The organism is Mesorhizobium sp. KACC 23794 (genome assembly GCF_052180275.1).
GTDB lineage: Bacteria > Pseudomonadota > Alphaproteobacteria > Rhizobiales > Rhizobiaceae > Kumtagia.
In genome coordinates this window covers 5,941,989-5,960,587 of sequence record NZ_CP197465.1, presented here as the reverse complement: position 1 = coordinate 5,960,587, position 18,599 = coordinate 5,941,989, and the positions used below count along the sequence as shown (strand labels likewise).

Annotated in this window: 14 protein-coding genes; 3 read left to right on the top strand and 11 right to left on the bottom strand. The window is 63.5% G+C overall.

Going from position 1 to position 18,599, the window contains the following annotated elements; all coding sequences use genetic code 11:
• Positions 1 to 108: 108 nt before the first annotated feature.
• A complete protein-coding gene (tagH, locus tag ACSBOB_RS28965) occupies positions 109 to 1,539 on the top strand; it encodes a type VI secretion system-associated FHA domain protein TagH (protein ID WP_442579477.1) in 1,431 nt (476 codons plus the stop codon).
• A gap of 48 nt (positions 1,540 to 1,587) precedes the next feature.
• On the opposite strand, the gene ACSBOB_RS28960 is transcribed toward tagH, so the two are convergent.
• From ACSBOB_RS28960 to ACSBOB_RS28925, 8 genes are all read right to left on the bottom strand, one after another.
• Positions 1,588 to 2,763 (bottom strand): ABC transporter permease, encoded by a 1,176-nt coding sequence (locus tag ACSBOB_RS28960; protein ID WP_442579476.1) that lies wholly within the window; start codon positions 2,761 to 2,763, stop codon positions 1,588 to 1,590.
• Positions 2,760 to 3,758, bottom strand: coding sequence for an ABC transporter permease (locus ACSBOB_RS28955; RefSeq protein WP_442579475.1), 999 nt, complete (start codon positions 3,756 to 3,758; stop codon positions 2,760 to 2,762). The genes ACSBOB_RS28960 and ACSBOB_RS28955 overlap by 4 nt, the downstream gene beginning before the upstream one ends.
• 2 nt (positions 3,759 to 3,760) lie before the next feature.
• Positions 3,761 to 5,659, bottom strand: a complete 1,899-nt coding sequence (locus ACSBOB_RS28950) for an ABC transporter substrate-binding protein (RefSeq protein ID WP_442579474.1) — start codon at positions 5,657 to 5,659, stop codon at positions 3,761 to 3,763.
• Positions 5,659 to 7,563 (bottom strand): ABC transporter ATP-binding protein, encoded by a 1,905-nt coding sequence (locus tag ACSBOB_RS28945; RefSeq protein WP_442579473.1) that lies wholly within the window; start codon positions 7,561 to 7,563, stop codon positions 5,659 to 5,661. Before ACSBOB_RS28945 ends, ACSBOB_RS28950 begins: the two co-directional genes overlap by 1 nt.
• Positions 7,564 to 7,810: 247 nt before the next feature.
• Positions 7,811 to 8,755: a polysaccharide lyase gene (locus ACSBOB_RS28940; protein ID WP_442579472.1), complete on the bottom strand. Its 945-nt coding sequence runs from the start codon at positions 8,753 to 8,755 to the stop codon at positions 7,811 to 7,813.
• A 17-nt stretch (positions 8,756 to 8,772) separates the two neighbouring features.
• Complete coding sequence (locus ACSBOB_RS28935; RefSeq protein ID WP_442579471.1) at positions 8,773 to 10,119, bottom strand: adenylate/guanylate cyclase domain-containing protein; 1,347 nt, start codon at positions 10,117 to 10,119, stop codon at positions 8,773 to 8,775.
• A gap of 13 nt (positions 10,120 to 10,132) precedes the next feature.
• Positions 10,133 to 10,927, bottom strand: a complete 795-nt coding sequence (locus ACSBOB_RS28930) for an FkbM family methyltransferase (protein WP_442579470.1) — start codon at positions 10,925 to 10,927, stop codon at positions 10,133 to 10,135.
• Between the two features lie 58 nt (positions 10,928 to 10,985).
• Entirely contained in the window at positions 10,986 to 12,149 is a 1,164-nt protein-coding gene (locus ACSBOB_RS28925; RefSeq protein WP_442579469.1) for a DUF3095 domain-containing protein, read from the bottom strand.
• Between the two features lie 99 nt (positions 12,150 to 12,248).
• Between ACSBOB_RS28925 and ACSBOB_RS28920 the strand changes: the two genes are divergently transcribed.
• Together ACSBOB_RS28920 and ACSBOB_RS28915 are read left to right on the top strand one after the other, a co-directional pair.
• Complete coding sequence (locus tag ACSBOB_RS28920) at positions 12,249 to 13,514, top strand: glycosyltransferase family 4 protein (RefSeq protein ID WP_442579468.1); 1,266 nt, start codon at positions 12,249 to 12,251, stop codon at positions 13,512 to 13,514.
• Complete coding sequence (locus ACSBOB_RS28915; protein ID WP_442579467.1) at positions 13,511 to 14,254, top strand: polysaccharide deacetylase family protein; 744 nt, start codon at positions 13,511 to 13,513, stop codon at positions 14,252 to 14,254. Before ACSBOB_RS28920 ends, ACSBOB_RS28915 begins: the two co-directional genes overlap by 4 nt.
• A gap of 80 nt (positions 14,255 to 14,334) precedes the next feature.
• Here ACSBOB_RS28915 and ACSBOB_RS28910 read toward each other — a convergent pair whose 3' ends face one another.
• From ACSBOB_RS28910 to ACSBOB_RS28900, 3 genes are read right to left on the bottom strand one after another with little or no spacing between them, the layout of a single operon-like run.
• On the bottom strand, positions 14,335 to 15,354 hold the full coding sequence (locus ACSBOB_RS28910; protein ID WP_442579466.1) for an MBL fold metallo-hydrolase: 1,020 nt from the start codon (positions 15,352 to 15,354) through the stop codon (positions 14,335 to 14,337).
• Between the two features lie 25 nt (positions 15,355 to 15,379).
• Complete coding sequence (locus tag ACSBOB_RS28905; RefSeq protein ID WP_442579465.1) at positions 15,380 to 15,844, bottom strand: cyclic nucleotide-binding domain-containing protein; 465 nt, start codon at positions 15,842 to 15,844, stop codon at positions 15,380 to 15,382.
• 39 nt (positions 15,845 to 15,883) lie between these two features.
• Positions 15,884 to 18,598 (bottom strand): ABC transporter transmembrane domain-containing protein, encoded by a 2,715-nt coding sequence (locus ACSBOB_RS28900; protein WP_442579464.1) that lies wholly within the window; start codon positions 18,596 to 18,598, stop codon positions 15,884 to 15,886.
• Position 18,599: the final 1 nt, after the last annotated feature.

The following is an 18,599-nucleotide window of genomic DNA, read 5'->3' as shown; positions in this document are numbered from 1 at the left end:
GACAAAGCGCAGCCGGTATCAAGCAATTTTATTGCACAGGGAACAGGTTGGCCGGTAGTCTCTGCCGCGTTGCGCCCGGCGCGGAATTGAGGCATTTGCAGCGGCCTGATGACCATCACGCTTACGATCGACAGTGTCGATTCCCTGCCGGATGGCGGCCCGATCCAGTTCCAGGCGCGCAATCGCGGCTTCGAGATCGGCCGCCAGCAGCATCTCGACTGGACGCTGCCGGACCCCAGCCGCTACATTTCCGGCCTGCATTGCGAGGTGCGGTTCGAGAAGGGCGGCTACTGGCTCTACGACGTGTCGCGCAACGGCACGTTCCTCAACGGCTCGACGGCGCGGATGAAGAGCCCGTACCGGTTGTCGACCGGCGATCGGCTGACGATCGGCAACTACATCGTCCGTGTCGAGATCGACGATGCCGGCGCCCCCCGCTTTACATCGACCGAAGACGATCTGGACGCGCCGTCGCGCCAGTCCTTCTCCACGCCCTCCGACGATATCTGGGGTACGGGCGCGCCGGCTCCCCCGCCGATCGACCGCCGCGAACTGACGCCCGAGCCGCCGGGACGCCGGCGTGCGGCTGATTTCTCGCACCAGTTCATCGAGTTTCCGGACATGCGGCCGGCCGGCGGTTCGGAACAGCCGCCGCGCGGCGGCGATCCGTTCGCCATGCCTGCCGCGACGCCGGTTCCTTCCCGCCAGGAATCGCCGTTCGGCCCGGCCGCATCGCAGCCATTGCCCGGTCCCGCACCGGCTTACGCGCCGCCAGCCCCCGGCTTTCCGCCGGCTGCCGATTTGCCTGCGCCGCGTCCCCGGCCCGCGCCTGTCACGGGAGAGTCTTTCGGATCCGGCCCTCCGGCCGCATCTCTCAATCCCGGCGCGGTGAACCCCGGGATGCCGTTTGCGGCCCAGCCGTTTCCGCCGCCACAGCCCGCCGCGCCCGCTGCCGGCGGCGACCAGCAGGGCCTCGCCCGGTTCCTTCAAGGGCTGGCGGCCGGGGCAGGGGTGGCGCCCGAGACGTTTGCGACGCGCGACCCGGCGGAGGTCGGCTACGAGGTTGGCGAGTTCCTGCGGGTCACCGTCGAGCATCTCGCGCAATTGCTGCGTGCCCGTGCGGCGGCCAAGGCGATGACCAAAAGCTCCAGTCGCACCATGATCGGCGCCACCGACAACAACCCGCTGAAATTCATTCCGGGCGCGCCGGAGATCATCGATGTGATGTTCACGCGCCGCCGCCCGGGGTTCCTCGGAGGCAAGCAAAGCCTCGACGCCGGCTTCGCCGATCTGAAGCGGCATGAACTCGCGACCTATTCGGCCATGCAGAAAGCGCTGTCGCGGCTGCTCGATGATATCTCCCCGGAGGCGATCTCGGCCAAGGTCGGCACGTCGGCCTTCTTGTCCAAGAAGAGCCGTTCGTGGGATCTGTTCGAGGAACGCTGGGAGCAGAAGACAGCCCCGCACGAGAACGGCATGCTGGACGTCTTCCTCGCCTATTTCGCCGAGGCCTATGACGAGGCCAGCAAGAAGGGCTGACCCCGGATGTGAGGGCGGCCTCGAAAGGAGGCCGCGCTCCGGCGTTGGCTACCGATACGGATCCGCCGCGTCGCGCAATCCGTCGCCCATGAAGTTGAAGGCGAGGATGACGAGGATCACCGGGATCATCGGGAACAGCAGCCACGGATAGAAGGCGATGACGCTGACGTCGCGGGCCTCGACGAGCAAGATGCCCCAGCTTGTGATCGGCGGTCTGAGGCCGAGACCGAGGAAGGACAGCGCGGTCTCGCCCAAAATCATGCCGGGGATGGCGATCGTCGCCGAGGCGATCAGGTGCGACATGAAGCCGGGCACGAGGTGGCGGCCGATAATGCGGCTGGGTCTTGCTCCCATCAATTGCGCGGCGAGCACATAGTCTTCCTCACGCAGCGACAGGAGTTTCGAGCGGACGGCGCGCGCCAGTCCCGTCCAGTCGATCAGGCCGAGGATCAGCGTGATGCCGAAATAGATGACGATCGGACTCCACGTCACCGGCATGATCGCCGCCAGCGCCATCCACAGCGGAATGCTCGGCAGCGATTGCAGTACCTCGATGATGCGCTGCACGATCAGGTCGAAGACGCCGCCGTGATAGCCCGCGAGCCCGCCAATGACGATGCCGAGCAGGAAGGAGAAGGCGACGCCCAGCAGACCGATGGTCAGCGAGATGCGCGCACCATAGATGATGCGCGACATCACGTCGCGGCCGAGCCGGTCGGTGCCGAGTGCGAAGAACTGGCCGCCTTCCGCCGGGCAGACGAAATGGAAAGTGCCCGGAATGACGCCCCAGAACTTATATGGGTCGCCCGAGCAGAAGAAACGCAGCTTCTGCACGTCGTTCGGGTTGTCGGCATAGTCGCGCTTCAGCGTGTCCATGTCGAGCGTCATGGTGCGGCCATAGACGAACGGACCGACGAAGCTTCCTTCGTGGAAGAGATGCACACGCTGCGGCGGTGTATAAATGAAGTCGACGTTGCGGGTGTGCAGATTGTAGGGCGCGACGAACTCGCAGATGAGGATCATCAGGTAGAAGGCGGCCAGGAAGATCGCCGACCACAGGGCAACCCTGTGGCGCTTGAATTTCCACCACATCAGCCGCAGTTGCGAGGCCTGGTAGACCTTGGTCTGCTCCTCCGTCATCGCCTCGACCGACAAGGGGTCGAAGGGCGCGGTGGAAACAAAATGATCGAGAGGCGCGCCGGGCGCCGGCAATGAAGACGTCATTTCGTGCTCCCGCCCTGCAGCCTGATACGCGGGTCGAGCAGCGCGAGGGCGAGATCGGAAATGAGCACGCCGATCACCGTGAGGAAGGCGAGGAACATCAGGAAGGAGCCTGCAAGGTACATGTCCTGGCTTTGCAATGCCTTTATCAGCATCGGACCCGTGGTCTCCAGCGACAGCACGATCGCCGTGATTTCGGCGCCGGAGATGATGGCCGGCAAGATGGAGCCGATGTCGGAGATGAAGAAGTTGAGCGACATGCGCAGCGGGTATTTGATCAGCGTCTTGAACGGATGCAGGCCCTTGGCGCGCGCCGTCATGACGTATTGCTTCTGCAACTCGTCGAGAAGGTTGGCGCGCAACCGCCGGATCATGCCGGCGGTGCCGGCGGTGCCGACGATGATCACCGGTATCCACAGATGTTCGAGGATCGATTTGGCCTTCGCCCAGCTCATCGGCTGGCCGAAATATTGCTGGTCCATCAGATGGCCGATCGAGGTGCCGAACCAGATGTTGGCGAAATACATCAGAATCAGCGCCAGCATGAAGTTCGGTATGGCTATGCCGAGCAGTCCGAGGAAGGTCAGCCCGTAGTCACCCCAGCTATACTGGTGCGTTGCGGAATACATGCCGATCGGGAACGCGATCAGCCAAGTGAAGATGATGGTGGTAAAGGAGACCAGAACGGTTAGCCAGAGCCGGTCGCCGACCACATCGGATACCGGCAGTTCGTATTCGAACGAATAGCCGAAATCGCCCTGCAGCATGCCGCCGACCCAGTAGAAATAGCGGACGATCGGTGGCTGGTCGAAGCCGTATTCGGCGCGCAGCGCGTTCAGCTTGTCCATGTCGACGCCTTCGCCCTGCGCCCGCAGTTCGGCGGCGTAGCTTTCGAAATAGTCGCCGGGCGGCAGTTCGATGATGGTGAACACCAGCGCTGAAATGAGCAGCAGCGTCGGGATCATGATGGCGATACGCCAGAAAATGTATCTCAGCACGATCAGGCTTCCTCAAGCCAGAAGGTATCGGGCTTGTAGACACCGAGATAACAGGTTGGGTCGAAGCCGTAGAGGCCTTCCTCCGGCACGTTGTGCAGCCGCGCAGAGCGCAGGATCGGTTGCAGCGTCTGGTTGACGATGCCGATCGAGAAGACGTTATCCGTGAAAACTTCCAGCATCTGTCTCCATGCGTCGGCGCGCTCTTCCGTCGTCGCCGATCTTCTCCATTCGCGGAGCAGGCGCACCAGTTCTGCGCCTTCCGGCATGTCGGGGGCCGTGCCCTGCTCGCCGCGGGTCACGTAATAGACGCCCCAGAGCGGCCATTGCAGTTCGTCCTCGGCGGTCGGCGCCAGTTGGTCCGGGCTCATGTCGGCGGTTGCCACGCCGTTGTCGATGCCGGACCACAGCGACAGCATGATCTGCCCGGCCAACGCGCGGCTGCGGAAGATGTCGCGCTGCGAAGTACGGATGAAGACCGCAAGGCCGATTTTCAGCCAATGGTCGGTGATGAGTTCGAGGACGTCGGTATCGAGCTTGCTTTCTCCGGGTGTCTCGATGATGAGCTGCGCCGTGCGTCCGTCGGGCAGGATGCGGATGCCGTCGTCGTCTCGCTCGGTCAGGCCCATCTCGTCCAGGAGCGCGTTGGCCTTGGCAGGGTCGAAGCTCGACCACGCCTTGGCGTATTCCGGCTTGAAGAGCGGGCTCTCGGGCAGCAGGGTGTCGGCGCTTTCCTTGGCCAGGCCGAAGAAGCAGGCCATGTTTATCTCGCGCCGGTCTATGGCGATCGACAGCGCCCGGCGGAAGCGCACGTCGCGGAGGATGGTCCGCCACACCTCGTCGCCATAGTTGAGATTCGGCAGAATTGCGAAGCGCGCCCCCTGGATCTTCTTCCACAGGCTGACCTTGACGGGGTAGCGGCTCTCGGAATCCTTGAGAAAGGTGTAGTCGGCGAAGTCGATGCCTGTCGCCTGGAGGTCACTTTCGCCGGCGCCGGTCTTGGCCGGGATGATCGCCGACGAACTGACGTTCAGCACGAACTTGTCGATATAGGGAAGCTGCAAGCCGTTCTCGTCGACTCGGTGGTAGTAAGGGTTACGCTCGAACACGAACTGTTCCGCCGGCGGCTGGGTCGTGTTGATCCACGGGTCGAGCATGGGCAGTTCCGGATTTTCCGGCCGATAAGTACGCGACATCTTGATGTGCAGGCCGCTCCACTTCTTGGCCTTGTTCTTCTTCATCAACTCCTTGAGCTTATCCTCATCCTGATATTTTTTGTGGAACTGCTTGAGATAGTGGGCCGGCAGCGCGAGGTTGATCGGCTGCGCGGCCGCGAGGTTCGGCAGGAAGTCCGGGTTCGGCGCATTCCAGGTGTAGCGAACCGTCAACGGGTCGAGGATTTCGAATTTTGGCGGCTCGTCGTTGACGCGCATCGCGATCGGCACGCCCCCGGGCGTCAGGTCCTCGTCGTTGAGCACGTCTTCCCAGCAATAACGGAAATCTTCGGTAGAAAGCGGCGTTCCGTCCGACCATTTGTGGCCGTCGCGCAGCTTGAAGGTGAAGATGCGCTCCTCGACGATGTCGTAGCTTTCGAGCACATCGGCCTCGAACTCCAGCCTGGAATTGTAGCCGATGATCCGCGTGTAGCCGTAGATCGTCATCAGGCGGATGTCGCGCTGGCCGCTGATGATGGTGCGGATCCTACCGCCATGACGCCCCGGCTGGCCGCCGAGGCCGGCGACATTGACGATGCGCGGCGTCTTCGGCAGCCGGTCGGCGACTTTGGGCAGAGTGCCGGCGTCGACCAGCGCCTTCAGCGCTTCCGGCTCGATTTCCGCGGCGCGCAGCGTACCCGGCATGAGCGCCGTGGCGAAAAGGCCGAGGGCAGTACGGCGTGTCAGCATCACACGAGCTCCCTCGCATCGACCGAGCCGCGCGCCAGCACGAAATGTCCGCCGCCGAGATCGGTTGGCGAAAGCGCGTCCTCGTCCCCATCATATCGGAATTGCGGCCCCCACGCCGTCTGGTCGGTGGCGCCGGCGATATGCAGCGTCTCGAAATCGAGCGGCCGGTCGAGATCCGGGAAAGGCACCGCAGCCAGCAGCGATCGCGTGTAAGGATGGACCGGATGTTCCATCAGCGTCTCACACGGCGCCAGTTCGACGATGCGGCCGGCGCACATCACCGCGATGCGGTCGGCCATGTAGTCGACCACCGCGAGGTTGTGCGAGATGAACAGGTAGGTGAGGCCGAGCTCCTTCTGCAGATCCTTCAGCAGGTTGAGGATTTGCGCCTGCACCGAAACGTCGAGCGCAGAGACGGGCTCGTCGCAGATCAGCAGTTCCGGCCCGAGCGCCAGGGCGCGGGCGATGCCGATGCGTTGGCGCTGGCCGCCGGAAAAGGAGTGCGGGTAGCGGTTCAACGCTCGCTCATCGAGGCCGATGGCCTTCAGCAGCGCCGTCACCTTCTGCAAGCGCGAGGCGGCGTCGCCACGATTGTGGATTTCCAGCGGCTCGCTCAAGATGTTCTGCACCGTCATGCGGGGCGACAGCGACGATACCGGATCCTGGAACACCATCTGGATCTTGGTGCGGACGGTGCGCAACGCCTCGCCTTCGGCCTTGAGCAGGTCGAGCGGGCCATCGGCGCTGTTGAACGTGATCGAGCCGGAGTCGGGCGTGACCGCTCGCATCAGGATCTTGCTGACCGTGGTCTTGCCGCAGCCGCTCTCGCCGACCAGGCCGAGGCATTCGCCGCGCCTGATGTCGAAACTGACGCCGTCGACGGCGCGGACAGGCTTTTCGACGCCCTTGCCGAACCAGCCCGACTGGCGTGTCGTATAGGACTTGATCAGGTCGCGGGCCGACAGCAGGACCTCCGTCTTGCCTTCGGGCGCTGGCTTCTTCTTGGCACCGATCAGGTTCTCGACATTGACCGGCACTTCACGCAACGCCTTCAGCCGCTCGCCGGGCTTCATGTCGAAATGCGGCACCGCCGCCATCAGCCCCTTGAGATAGGGGTGCGTCGGACGGCGGAAGATGTCCTGAACCGTACCGGCCTCCATGATCTCGCCGTGGTAGATCACCACCACCTCGTCGGCAACGTTGGCCACCACGCCGAGGTCGTGGGTGATCAGCAGCATCGCCATGTTCAGGCGTTCCTGCAGGTCGCGCAGTAGATGCAGGATCTGCGCCTGGATGGTGACGTCGAGCGCTGTCGTCGGCTCGTCGGCGATCAGCAGGGCAGGACGGCAGAGCAGGGCCATGGCGATCATGGCGCGCTGGCGCAGCCCGCCCGAAAGCTCGAACGGGTACATGGTGTAGGCGCGCGCCGGGTTGGGGAAGCCGACCAGCCCCAGCATCTCGATGGTGCGCTCCTTGATCTCGGCATTGTCGAGATCGGAATGGATGTGCAGCGACTCGTCGATCTGGTTGCCGATGGTGTGCAGCGGCGACAGCGACGTCATCGGCTCCTGGAAAATCTTGCCGATGCGGCTGCCGCGCAATTCGCGGATTTCCTTGCCGTCGCGCTCGAGTTGCAGGATATCGGTGGATTTTCCGGTCTTCGGATCGTTGAACAGGATCGAGCCGCGCGCCTGCGCCGTATTGGGCAGGATGCCCATCACCGCCTGGCTGATCACCGATTTGCCCGAGCCGGACTCGCCGACGAGCGCAGTCACCTTGCCCGGCAGGATGCGGAAGCTCGCATTGCGCACGGCATGCACGGGACCGCCGACGATGGCGAACGAAATCCCCAGATTCTCGATCCGGAGAAGGTCGTTTCCCGAAGTTTTCGTCGCCCCATTCATCTTATCGCAACTGCTCCCCTACGCCGTCACGTTGCCCCAACGGCACGACACTAGCCGACAGCAAATGAACTGCATAGCCGTGCGCTCGATTGGATACGCCAGAATTACGTTGCGTGGCCGTAGCGGGAATTCGTGACAGCTTGCTGAAGGAGATCGGCCGGATTTTCGATCCGCCGACGATCCACTGCACTTTTACCTGTCCGGTAGCGGCCGGACGGGGTTCAATGGGGAAAAAGGCCTGCCGCTGTCACGGTGTCGGGCAGGTTCCGCCGGCCAGCACGTCGGCGCAATCGGGGGAGCGCCGGAAGTCGTCGTAATAAAGCGTCCACTCGGTGGAGTGCGCCGCGCGGTAGGGGCCGAACTTGAAGTACTGGTTCTCGCCGAGGCCCTTGTCGGCGTGGCCGATATGCCCCTTGACCGTGACGATCGGCTTACCGTTGGCGAACATCTCGATGAGGCCGGAGCCGTCCGGGCCGGGCTTCGTGTAGATGGCGAAGTCGATCCAGCCGGAATCCGCCGTCGGCAACGGGTTGCCGTGGTTGACCACCTGGATGGCGTCCGTGCAGGCGGCGTAGATCGCGCCGTCCTCAGCCGTCCAGCCTGCTTCGGTCGCGACCAGCGCCCGCATCTGGTTGGTTTCAGGGCGCAGCCAGACCGGTGTCGATCCGGCCTCGCATAGCCCGGCCGTCGCGTTCGAAGCCGGCTGCGCCTTCGGCTGGATGTAGTTGGTCTCGACCGTGGCGAACAGCTTTCCGTTGCGCAGGCGGATCGCCAGGAACGGGCTGAAATCGCCCTCGGCGCCAGCATCGATCTCGCGTTTCCACTGGGCGATCAGGTAGCGGTGGTCGTCCTGCGGGACAGGGTCCGCGAACTTCACCGCGAAGCCGTACCAGACGCCTTCATTGTAGGGCACGCGCAGTTCGGTCTTTTCCCAGATCTCAGCGCGCTCGCTGCAGCCGTCGCTGTCGGCGTCGCAGAGCGGTTTTATGCTGAGCTTGAGCGCGCCCTGGCCGCTGCGCTTCACCTCGCTCTGGAACTCGACCTTGCCGGCACTTTGCTCGTAGTTCTCGCGATAATAGAGCCCGCCGCTCTCTGCAAAGTCCGGCCCGTCGAGGCTGTCATGCAATACGACCGATCCGGATTCGGCGGCGACCGGAGCTGCCAGGCAAAGTGTCGCCGCAAGTGTCGCCATCCGTACCGATCCAATTTTCACTGCAAAGCCTTTCCATTGCCGGAAGTAAGTCCGACGCCCCCGTCGCCCCGCAGCAGCAGCATAAGCTGTTCTGCATCCGACACCCCATCGTAGCTGATTTCGAACGAGCCGTCGTCGTCCTGCTCGGTGATGTCGGCGGCATCTGGATGCAGGATGGTTAATTTCTCCTTGACGCCGCGCAGCTTCTCCCTGCCGAGCGTGATCCAGCCGCCTCCGCAATAGGCTGCGAAGTCCTGGCTGGCGATGACGTTCTGGGGATATTTCTTGGTCAGTGTCTGCAGCCGCTGCACCTCGTTGACCGCCGAGCCGAAGGCCGAGAATGTCAGGCGGTCGTTGAGGCCTACATTGCCGAACATGACGTTGCCGACGTGCAGGCCGATGCCGTAGCCAATCTCCGACAGGCCCTGGCGCTTGCGGTCCTCGTTGAGTGCGTTCATGCGCCCCGTCGCCTTGAAGGCGGCGGAGAGCGCGGCGCGGCAGGCGATCTCAGAGGGCTCGTGGTGGCGGTCGCAAGGATAGACGGCGATGAACCCGTCGCCGAGGAAACTCAATATCTGGCCGCCGCGCCGGTTGAATGGCGCGGCTATCGCGTCGAAGAAACGGTTTAGCGTGTCGATATAGGCCTCGCGCCCTTCCTGCTCGGCCAGCATCGTCGAGCCACGCATGTCGGCCATCACCAGGGCCGCGCGGATCGTGTCGCCCTGGCCACGCCTGATGTTGCCGCTGAGCACACGCTTTCCCGCGTCGTTGCCGAGATAGGTGGTCAGCATGTTGTCGGCGAGACGGTTGAGCACCGCCATCTTGGCGGCGACCGCCAGGTGGTTCTGGACGCGCAGCAGCGCCGCGATCATGCCTTCGCTGAAGCCGGACGGCGCGTCGGTCGCCCAAGAGCCCATCATGCCCTGGTCCTTGCCGGCGTTGAACATGTGCCTGAAGGCCAGATAGTCGGTGACGCCGAGATCTTTCAAATCGTCGAAGATCGGGAATTCGGCCGGCCCCGAATAGTCGATGCGCCGCCGCAGATGGTCGAGCTTGTTGGTCAGCAGGTGGTAGTAGGGGCTGCGTAGGAACCGGTCCGACTTTTCGCCCGGCTTCTGGCGAAAACCCTCGATGCGCATGCCAGCGCCGCGTTCCCAGGTGAAACCGAGGGCATCGTAGAGCGGGTGCAGCATCGAGAAAGAAAGATGGACACGGGCGATCGGCATGCCCGCCGCCGCAAGTCTTTCGCAGAAGCCGCGCACCATCGTTTCGAGGTCGTCTCCCGCCAGCGATGAATGCGTGAGCCAGTCGGCGACCTTGTCCATCAGGATCATGGACACGTCGGGGGGCGCGCCGTTTGTCATCCGGATTCTCCGGTTATCGTTTCGGTTCGAAAAGGAAATCCGCGCCTCTAGGCGTGACGCGAAAGACAACTCCGAAAATTATATAGGTTGCGAGGTTCGGGTATTTAACCAGCCAGGGACCGGAAAAGCGGTTGCCGAACCTGCGCCCCAGCCGCCACGTCGCCACCGCCGTGCGAAGCCGGCGCGACAGACGATTGCCGGCCAGGCTCCGCTCGTAGAGCTGCGGGTGAACCGCCATGTGGATCGCCCGCACCGGAAAATCGTTCAGCCTCGCCAGTTCGTCGGCCATCGCATATTCGTAGCCCTCGATGTCCACCTTGACGAAGGCGGGCGATCCCGCCGCGTGGCGCATGATCTCGTCCAGGCCGCGACCGGGAGACGCGGCGCATTCGCCATTGCCGATGTCGAGCACGCTGGTCTCCGAACTGCCGAAGCCGTCGACGGCGTGGATCGCCACCGACGGCTGGGTTGACAGAGCGCCCTCCAGCACGGTGACGTTCGGGTGATCGGCGGCAAGCCTCTCGAGGATCGCGATGCATTTCGGGTCCGGGTCGACCGCGACGACCGACTTGGCGATCTGCGCGCCGAAGAACGTCGTGACGCCAATCCAGGCGCCGATGTCTATCATCACGGTGTCGCGGTCGAGATAGGACGACAGCGTCTTCAGCGTGCGCGGTTCCCACAGGCCAGCCGAAAGCTTTTTGTAGAATTTCCGGTATTCGGGGAGGTCGGCCAGAGACACGACTCGCCCGGCGTAGCTGATGCCGGTCGTCTTCAGGTCGCCGCACAGGGGCGCGTTGATGCTCATGGTCGCGCCGCTGCCGGAAGCTGCAAGGGAGACGGACGATCCGGGCAGGTCTGTACGGTCATGCGGCCTTCGCTTTAAGGTTCGCCGCCGCCATAGCATAGCCGCCCGCGGCGCCGTCGACGAAATGGATATGGTCGTGTTCGAGGGGAGTCACGACGATGCAGGTCATCAGCGCCGAGTTCTGGCGATGCAGGCCGAAACGGCAGACGCCTTCTTCCTCCGCCCGTTTCAGCCTTTCCTCGACCTTGCGGAAATGCGCCTCGTCGAGGTCGACGGTCATTTTCAATCCATCATCGAATTTCCGGAAATCGGAATTCTCCGAAACTTCCTGGACGTAGCGACGCGCGTTGAAACTGCCGAGATTAAGTCCCGTCGTGACAAGCGCCTTGCTCAGCAGGACCTGTCCCAAGATCGACAGTTTCGGCCAGAGCCGCTTGCCTTTCGGCGCCATTGCCCGGGCCTCGGCTTCCAGCCCTTTTGGCGGAAAGCCGAATGACAGTGCCTCGGCCCGTGCCGGGTGGCCGTCATCCCCGGCCTCGCCGACCAGCGCGACGATATCGGTCACCAGTTCTTGGAAGGCGGCCATGTTGCTGCCGACCACGGCAGGCACGGCGATGATCGAGACGATTTCGCCGCGCCGCGCATCGATCGGATTCCAGCGGCAGGAAAGTCCGGTGAGATCGGGCCGGGCGCCACTCGGCGCAGAGGGAACAGCAAAGCGGCCGGCCTTCATCTCGGCCTCCGCCCAACTCGTGCCCCCGCCGATGAACATCGCGTAGGAGACATTCTTGCTGGCGCGGAACATGGCAACGCGCACATCGAGCCCGCGTGCGCGGATCTCCTTCATCGGCACCAGAGCGGCGCGCAGGCTGAGGTCCAGTTCGTCGGCCACCCAGGCCTGTGTCGCGGCAAGCGCGGATACGGCCGCAGCGGTGGCGCGGGCGGGAAAAGCCACGACGGCGCCGTCGCCGCCGAAGACGAAAGGCAGGTCGCGACGGCCGATGGCGTTGAGAAGGGCCGAAATCGCACTGGCGCCGGCCATGTTCACCGCTTTGTAGCGCCCCTCCTGGATCGCCTTGGTCGAGCCGACGATATCGGTGGTCGCCAACGCCCAATCATCCGGGAGAGGGCGGTAGTTCCGCGTATCCACCACGCCTTCGAATTCCGAGAAGGCGGGTATGCTCGCGAAGAACGGGTCATCGATGGCGCGGCTGCTGTCCATTGGTGTTTTCCTAGCACATTTCCTTTCATATGGGTGCGAACCGCTCGTTCGTCCCGGCCAAATTGACTTGGATACGCGCGCCGGCATAGGCATGGCATCATGCGCATCGCCTTTCATGCACCGCTGAAGCCGCCGGACCATCCGGTGCCGTCGGGCGACCGTTTGATGGCGCGGCTGCTGATGCAGGCGATGCGCCTGTCCGGACATACGGTTTCCCTTGCGTCGCGGTTTCGCGGCTATGCCTCGACTCCAGAGGATTTCGCCATCAGGCGTGGCGAAGGCGAGGTCGAGGCCGCGCGTCTCGCCACGGACTGGCGGGGAGGGGAAGTGCCCGACCTCTTCTTCTGCTACCACACCTATTACAAGGCGCCGGACTATCTCGGCCCACCCTTGGCCAAGGCGTTCGGCATCCCTTACGTTACAGCGGAGGCCTCCTATACGCGCAGCCGCGACGCCGGACCGTGGGCGGAGGCGCAAGGCGTCGTCCGGCAAGGGTTGGAGCGGGCGGCGCTCAGCCTGTGCTTTACGGAACGTGATCGCGAAGGGCTTGCCGGCATCGTTGGCGAGGATCGGCTCGCCATGCTGCCGCCGTTCATCGACACGTCGCTGTTTGGCGCGTCAGCCTTGAGGGCATCTTCAAAAGCTGCGGATGAAGTTACCCCTAACCCCTCCCCACAAGGGGGAGGGGGACCGGCTGGCATCTCTGTCATCCGCCAATCGTCGACAGTCTTAGCTGGCGCGGCGGTCGAAAAGTCCCCCTCCCCCTTGTGGGGAGGGGTTAGGGGTCTCTCAAAAGAATATGAGCCGCAACAACCCAACGGCGGGGTTCCGCGTTTGGTGACGGTCGCCATGATGCGTCCTGGCGACAAACTGGACAGCTACCGGTTGCTGGCTGCCACGATGGCGCTTTGCGTCGACCTGCCGTGGACACTCGTCATTGTCGGCGACGGTCCGTCCGGCGAAGAGGTGCGATCCTTGTTCGCCGCCTTCGAGCCGGGACGGATCGAATGGTTCGGCGAACGAAAGCCGGAAGAGATACCGAGGATCCTGGCGGGCGGAGACATCTATGTCTGGCCGGGATTCGGTGAAGCGTTCGGGCTGGCTTACCTTGAAGCGCAGGCAGCGGGACTGCCGGTTGTCGCGATGGCAATAGCGGGCGTGCCGGAGGTCGTGCGCGATGGCGAGACCGGCCTGCTGACGCCGCCCGACGCCGACGCCTATGCCGGCGCGATCCGCCGCCTGCTTGCCGATGCCGGCCTGCGCAGATCCATGGGAGCGGACGCACGGTGCTTCGTGCTTGAGGAGCGGTCGCTGGAAAGAGCGGCGACGACCCTGAAATCCTTGCTGGCGAGGTTCGAGCCATGAATGATGCGACCTGGCAGCCGTTGAACGAAGCGCTCGCCCGATGGCGCGATGCCGGCCGGCGACCAAGCTTCTGGCTACGCGACGACGATGCCGTCGAGCCGTCTCCGCCGCTGGACCGGCTGGTCACCGTCACGGCGAAACATGATCTGCCGCTCGCGCTCGCCGTCATCCCGGCCCATGCTCGGGTAGCTTTGGCGCGCCGTCTTGCGCATGCGCCGCACGTCTCGGCATTGGTCCATGGTTGGTCGCATGAAAACCACGCGCCGCCGGAGACCAAGAAGCAGGAACTCGGTCTGCATCGTCCGGCCGAGATTGTGCTTGGTGAACTGGCGCATGGGCTGCGTCGTATCGGCGACCTGTTTGGCACACAGGCATCGCCCGTGCTCGTCCCGCCATGGAATCGTATTGACCCCGCCTTGGTTCCGTCGCTGGCCGCGCTTGGCTATCGGGGCCTGTCGGTCTTCGGCAAGCCGAAACGGGCGTCGATCCGCGTCATCAACAGCACGATTGACATCATCGACTGGCACGGCACGCGCGGCTGCCGCGATCATGGCGTCCTCGTCGGCGAGATTGTCGGGCAACTCGAGGCGGCGCTGGCCGATCCGCTGCATCCGCCGGTCGGGCTGCTGACGCATCATCTCGTTCATGACGAGGCGGCGTGGGATTTTCTGGACCGGCTGTTCGAGGTCACTGTGCCTGTTTGCCGCTGGCGATCGGTCGACAACCTGTTGGACGGGTAACGTCGCGGGATGGTTTGATGGTGTTGGAAAAGCCTCGGCAATCGCGAGGCCTGTGCCGTCCAAACGAGAAATATCGAAACCTACGCTCGCTTCGCGGCGCCCTGCCTGATCTTCATGGTGATGGTCTGGCCGTCGCGCGCCGCGAACGCGCCGGGGAAGACCGCTTTCGCTTCCGCCTGCAGCGCGTCGAGCGCCGCGTCGGTGCGGAACGGATCGTGGTGGAACAGGGCCAGCTTTTTCGCGCCGGCCGCCTTGCAGAGCTTCACACCTTCCTGCCAGGTCGAATGGCCCCAGCCGCGTTTCTTCACCATCTCGGCTTCGGTGTAGGTGGCGTCGTAGATGACGAGGTCGGCCTTGTCGATCAGGCCGAGTATGTTCTTGTCGAGTTCGCCCTCGACATGTTCCGTGTCGCTGATGAGCGCCACGGCCCTGCCGCCGAATTCGACGCGGTAGCCGACGCAACCACCCGGGTGGTTCAAATTGGCGGTCCTGATCGTCACGTCCGGCCACGGTTTGAGGACGTCGCCGGATTTGAAGTCGCGTGTCGCCAGCGTCGCCTGGCAGATGCTGATCGACACGGGGAACCACGGCGCGCGCATCAATTCATGCAACATCTCATGCGTCGATATGGTGCCGAGCCCCGACCAGACCTGGACGTTGATCGAGGGAACCCACAGCGGTGAGAAGAACGGCAGGCCAAGCACATGATCGTAGTGGAAATGCGTGAAGAACAAATGCACGTCCTTGGCGCCGGACTGCATGACTGAAAGGCCGGCGGGTCGTATGCCGCTGCCGGCGTCGAATATCATCGTGTGGTCGCCGCAGCGCATCTCGACGCAGGGCGTGTTGCCGCCATGGCGCCGGAATTCCCGTCCGCACACAGGAATGCTGCCGCGCGTTCCCCACAACTTCACGCGGAAGGCATTGTCGGACGTGGTATCCTTGCCGAGTTCTATCGCCGCCTTCCTGCGCAGGATCTCGGTGAGGTCGGGAACCGTGTTGGTCTTCAGCGCATGCAGCACCGGACCTTCCATGCCGCCGGCCGGCGGCTTCGGCACGAGTTCAACCTTCCGCCGGAAATCGGCGGTGCTGGTGTCCATGTCCGGACGGTCTTTTATGCGCGCGCTAGGAATTTGCCTGCCTCGCCTTGCTGCGTGCTGCCGTGAGTTCAGCCGTGGTATGGCTGAGGCGGTCGGCCAGCACCTTGACGATCTCGACCGTCATCTCGGGAAACTCGGTGAGCAGCCGCAGGAAGTGGTCCTTGCGGATGCGCAGAGCCTCCAGCGGCATCGAGGCGCGCACCGTGGCGGTGCGCGAGACGTCGCACAGGATGGCGATCTCGCCGACGATCTCGTTGGGTTCGACCTCGGCGACCTTGATCTGCCCGGTGGAGGAATCGACGATGATGTCTGCTTTCCCGGAAAGCACGACATAGGCTGCGTCACCTTCATCGCCTTGGTGGAACAGCGTCTGTCCCTCCTTGTAGGAGACCCGATCCGAGGTGAAGGCTAGCAGCTTCAGCTTGGCCGGCGCAACGCGGGAAAACAGCGGAACTTTCCGCAACATTCCCACTTCGTCGTTCAACAGCATGACCATTCACCCCGAAAGATCATCGCACAGCCTGCCCCGTTATGCCAACAGCCGTGCGAAAGTACCGTTTTTAGTCGATAGAGTCTCGTGCGTTCCGTCCTCCACAAGTTCGCCTGCGTGGAAAACGATTACACGCTCGAAAAGGTTCGCGAGATGTGGGTTCGGCAGGACCCAGAGGATCGCCGGATTGCGTCCGTCCCTTGTCGCCTCTTCGAGCACGTTCTTTGTGACCACATCCTGCGACCGCTGGTCGAGCGCGGCAAGCGGTCTGTTAAAGATAAGAAAGTCCGGGTGTTTCAACAATGCCCGGGCTACATCGAGCTTTTGCCGCTGCGCCCCCGTGAGACGTCGACCGCCGACACCGACATTGAAATCAAGTCCGATGTCCAGCACCTCGTCATGCAGGCCGAGCGTGTCGAGCAGTTCTCGGATCAGCGAACGGATGCGCTCCGGCCCGTCCGGCTGGTTGTGGGCGATGCGGCCGAACAGCATGTTGTCGCTCAGCGTCGCCGCGGTCGTGTATTTCTCGGGGGCGTAACGTTCGATCGAGCCTTCCAGTTCCTTGGGCAGGCCGTCATAGAAGCGCTGGCGCGCCGCCACGATCTTGTCCATCAACTCCGGAGTCAGCAGGCCGAAACGGTGCCGAGGTTCGATATAGGCGAAGGAAAGCTTGATGATCTTGGCCCGGTCGTCATCCGACGCAGCGTCGAAGGGGCGGCCGCGTAGCCGCTGCAGCAACTGCGTGTATTCCGGAATGTCCTCCGCCGTCATGAAGGCGAGCTGCTGGAAGAACGGGTGGTCCGGCGGCAGGTCGGCAAACAGCTCGATCGCCTGGTCGGCGATCTGAAGGCCCATTTGGTAGAGCGTCTCGGCCAGACCGTCCTGCCGCAGCACGGAACGGAAATAGGCGTTGCCCGCCAGTTCCTTGCCGGTCAGTTCCGACCCCGTCGCCGTGCCGAATAGGAGGTTTTCGCCGATCGTCGCCTGGGTGTTGTATTCGCCCGGCTCGAACGAGGCGACCAGATCGCTCAAGCCCTCTTCCTCGAGACGCTTGCGAAGTGCTTCGCGCACTTCGACGATGCGGCTGGTGATCTCCGGATGCAGGCGGGGATCGATGCGCGACCGCAGGCCGAGATCCAGAATGTCCTGCGACAGCACGACGGCGTCGAGCACCGGGCGGATCGCATGGTAGAGATCGGACGGGCCGGTCGCGCCGGCCGAAGCATAGTCAATCCAGTCGCTGTTGATGTCATAATGCGGGTTGCCGGCGTTTTTCGCCTCGGCGATAGCCCAGCGGCGTTGCGCCGCCTTGGCGCCCTCGTAGGTTACCTCGGTCAGCGGCGCGTGCTTCAGCCCGTAGAGCAGATTGTCGCGCAGCGAGCCCTGGAACAGGTAGGATTCCGACGAGGCATAAGCGATACGGCGTCCGGTGATCGATTCGGGCACGTCGAGCAGATCACTGCCTCCGGTGGTGATTCGGCCGGATTCCGGCCATATCAGCCGGCTCAAGGCTTCGGCCAGCGCTTCAGCGCCGCTTGCAGCCGTACCGACCACCGCGACTTTTTCGCCGGGATTGATCTGCACGGTGACACGATCCAGCAGCCTGGCGCCGCCATCGTCGGTCAGCGACAGGTTGACGGTGCTCAGCCCACCGCCGAGCGGGGCAATCGGCTCAATGGTCAGCGTCTGCAGTTTCGGATCCAGAATGGTGTCGACGGTAAACTGCTCGACCACCTGCGCGTATTTGACCTGCACGTCCTGGCGGTTCTGGTCCCAGTCGATCAGTTCCTTCAGCGGGCCGGGAAGGTCCTTGTAGGCGTTGATGACGGCGACCAGCTGGCCGATGTCGAGCCGACCCTGCAGCGCGAACCAGCCGCCGACCAGGTAGAACAGGAACGGCGTCACCTGGGCGAGGAAATTGTTGATGAACTTGACCAGGAATTTCCACTGGTAGAGGTCGTAGCGGATCTTGAAGATCAGGCCGAGCCGGTCGGCGATGTCGGCGCGTTCGTAGTTGGACGTGTCGTTGATGTGGATTGCGCCGATGCCGTCGACGATCTCGCCGACGCGGCCGGACAGCGCGCGCGCCGTCAGCTGCCGCTCGCGGCCCAGCCGGATCAGCCGCTTGCGCATCTGCGGGATGATGACGAGTTGGATGCCGACGATCACCGCCGCGATCATGCCGAGCCAGAAGCTCTGCAGGATGATGAAGATCAGCGCGGTCAGCGCTTGGCCGCCAAGTTGCGCGGGGGTGACGAAGGCGTCGCCGATGAAGCCGCCGAGCGGCTCCACCTCGTCCTTGACCATGGTCGCGACTTCCGCCGCCTTGACTCGCTTGAAATGGCCCGGCGGGAAACGCAGCACCTGGTCGACCAGCTCGAACCGGATACGCCGCAGCATGCGCTCCCCGAGCCGGCCCTTGTAGGTGTTGATGTAGAGCTTGAAGATGCCGTTGATGATAACCAGCGACAGGAAGATCAGACTCAGCCCCACCAGCGTCTGGGTGCGGTTGAACTCGAATCCGTCGAACAGATGGAACGAGCCGAGAAGCGGCACGTCGATGTCGATCGCCATGAAGGGCTGCGTGGCGCCGGGCGTCTCGAAACCTTCGCCCTGGATGGGGCCGTTGACGATCTGCTTCGGCAGATCGAACGACATGAAGTAAGGGATCATCGACAAAGCGACGACGAAGACGATCCAGAGCTGCTGCCGCCAGGTATGGGTCCAGATGTAGCGGGCGAGGCTTCTTTCCATC

Bases quoted from the DNA above. Each gene is read 5' to 3' on its own strand.
- tagH (WP_442579477.1), top strand. From the start codon at position 109: ATGACCATCACGCTTACGATCGACAGTGTCGATTCCCTGCCGGATGGC.
- ACSBOB_RS28960 (WP_442579476.1), bottom strand. From the start codon at position 2,763: ATGACGTCTTCATTGCCGGCGCCCGGCGCGCCTCTCGATCATTTTGTT.
- ACSBOB_RS28950 (WP_442579474.1), bottom strand. From the start codon at position 5,659: ATGCTGACACGCCGTACTGCCCTCGGCCTTTTCGCCACGGCGCTCATG.
- ACSBOB_RS28945 (WP_442579473.1), bottom strand. From the start codon at position 7,563: ATGAATGGGGCGACGAAAACTTCGGGAAACGACCTTCTCCGGATCGAG.
- ACSBOB_RS28940 (WP_442579472.1), bottom strand. From the start codon at position 8,755: ATGGCGACACTTGCGGCGACACTTTGCCTGGCAGCTCCGGTCGCCGCC.
- ACSBOB_RS28935 (WP_442579471.1), bottom strand. From the start codon at position 10,119: ATGACAAACGGCGCGCCCCCCGACGTGTCCATGATCCTGATGGACAAG.
- ACSBOB_RS28930 (WP_442579470.1), bottom strand. From the start codon at position 10,927: ATGAGCATCAACGCGCCCCTGTGCGGCGACCTGAAGACGACCGGCATC.
- ACSBOB_RS28925 (WP_442579469.1), bottom strand. From the start codon at position 12,149: ATGGACAGCAGCCGCGCCATCGATGACCCGTTCTTCGCGAGCATACCC.
- ACSBOB_RS28920 (WP_442579468.1), top strand. From the start codon at position 12,249: ATGCGCATCGCCTTTCATGCACCGCTGAAGCCGCCGGACCATCCGGTG.
- ACSBOB_RS28915 (WP_442579467.1), top strand. From the start codon at position 13,511: ATGAATGATGCGACCTGGCAGCCGTTGAACGAAGCGCTCGCCCGATGG.
- ACSBOB_RS28910 (WP_442579466.1), bottom strand. From the start codon at position 15,354: ATGGACACCAGCACCGCCGATTTCCGGCGGAAGGTTGAACTCGTGCCG.
- ACSBOB_RS28905 (WP_442579465.1), bottom strand. From the start codon at position 15,844: ATGCTGTTGAACGACGAAGTGGGAATGTTGCGGAAAGTTCCGCTGTTT.
- ACSBOB_RS28900 (WP_442579464.1), bottom strand. From the start codon at position 18,598: ATGGAAAGAAGCCTCGCCCGCTACATCTGGACCCATACCTGGCGGCAG.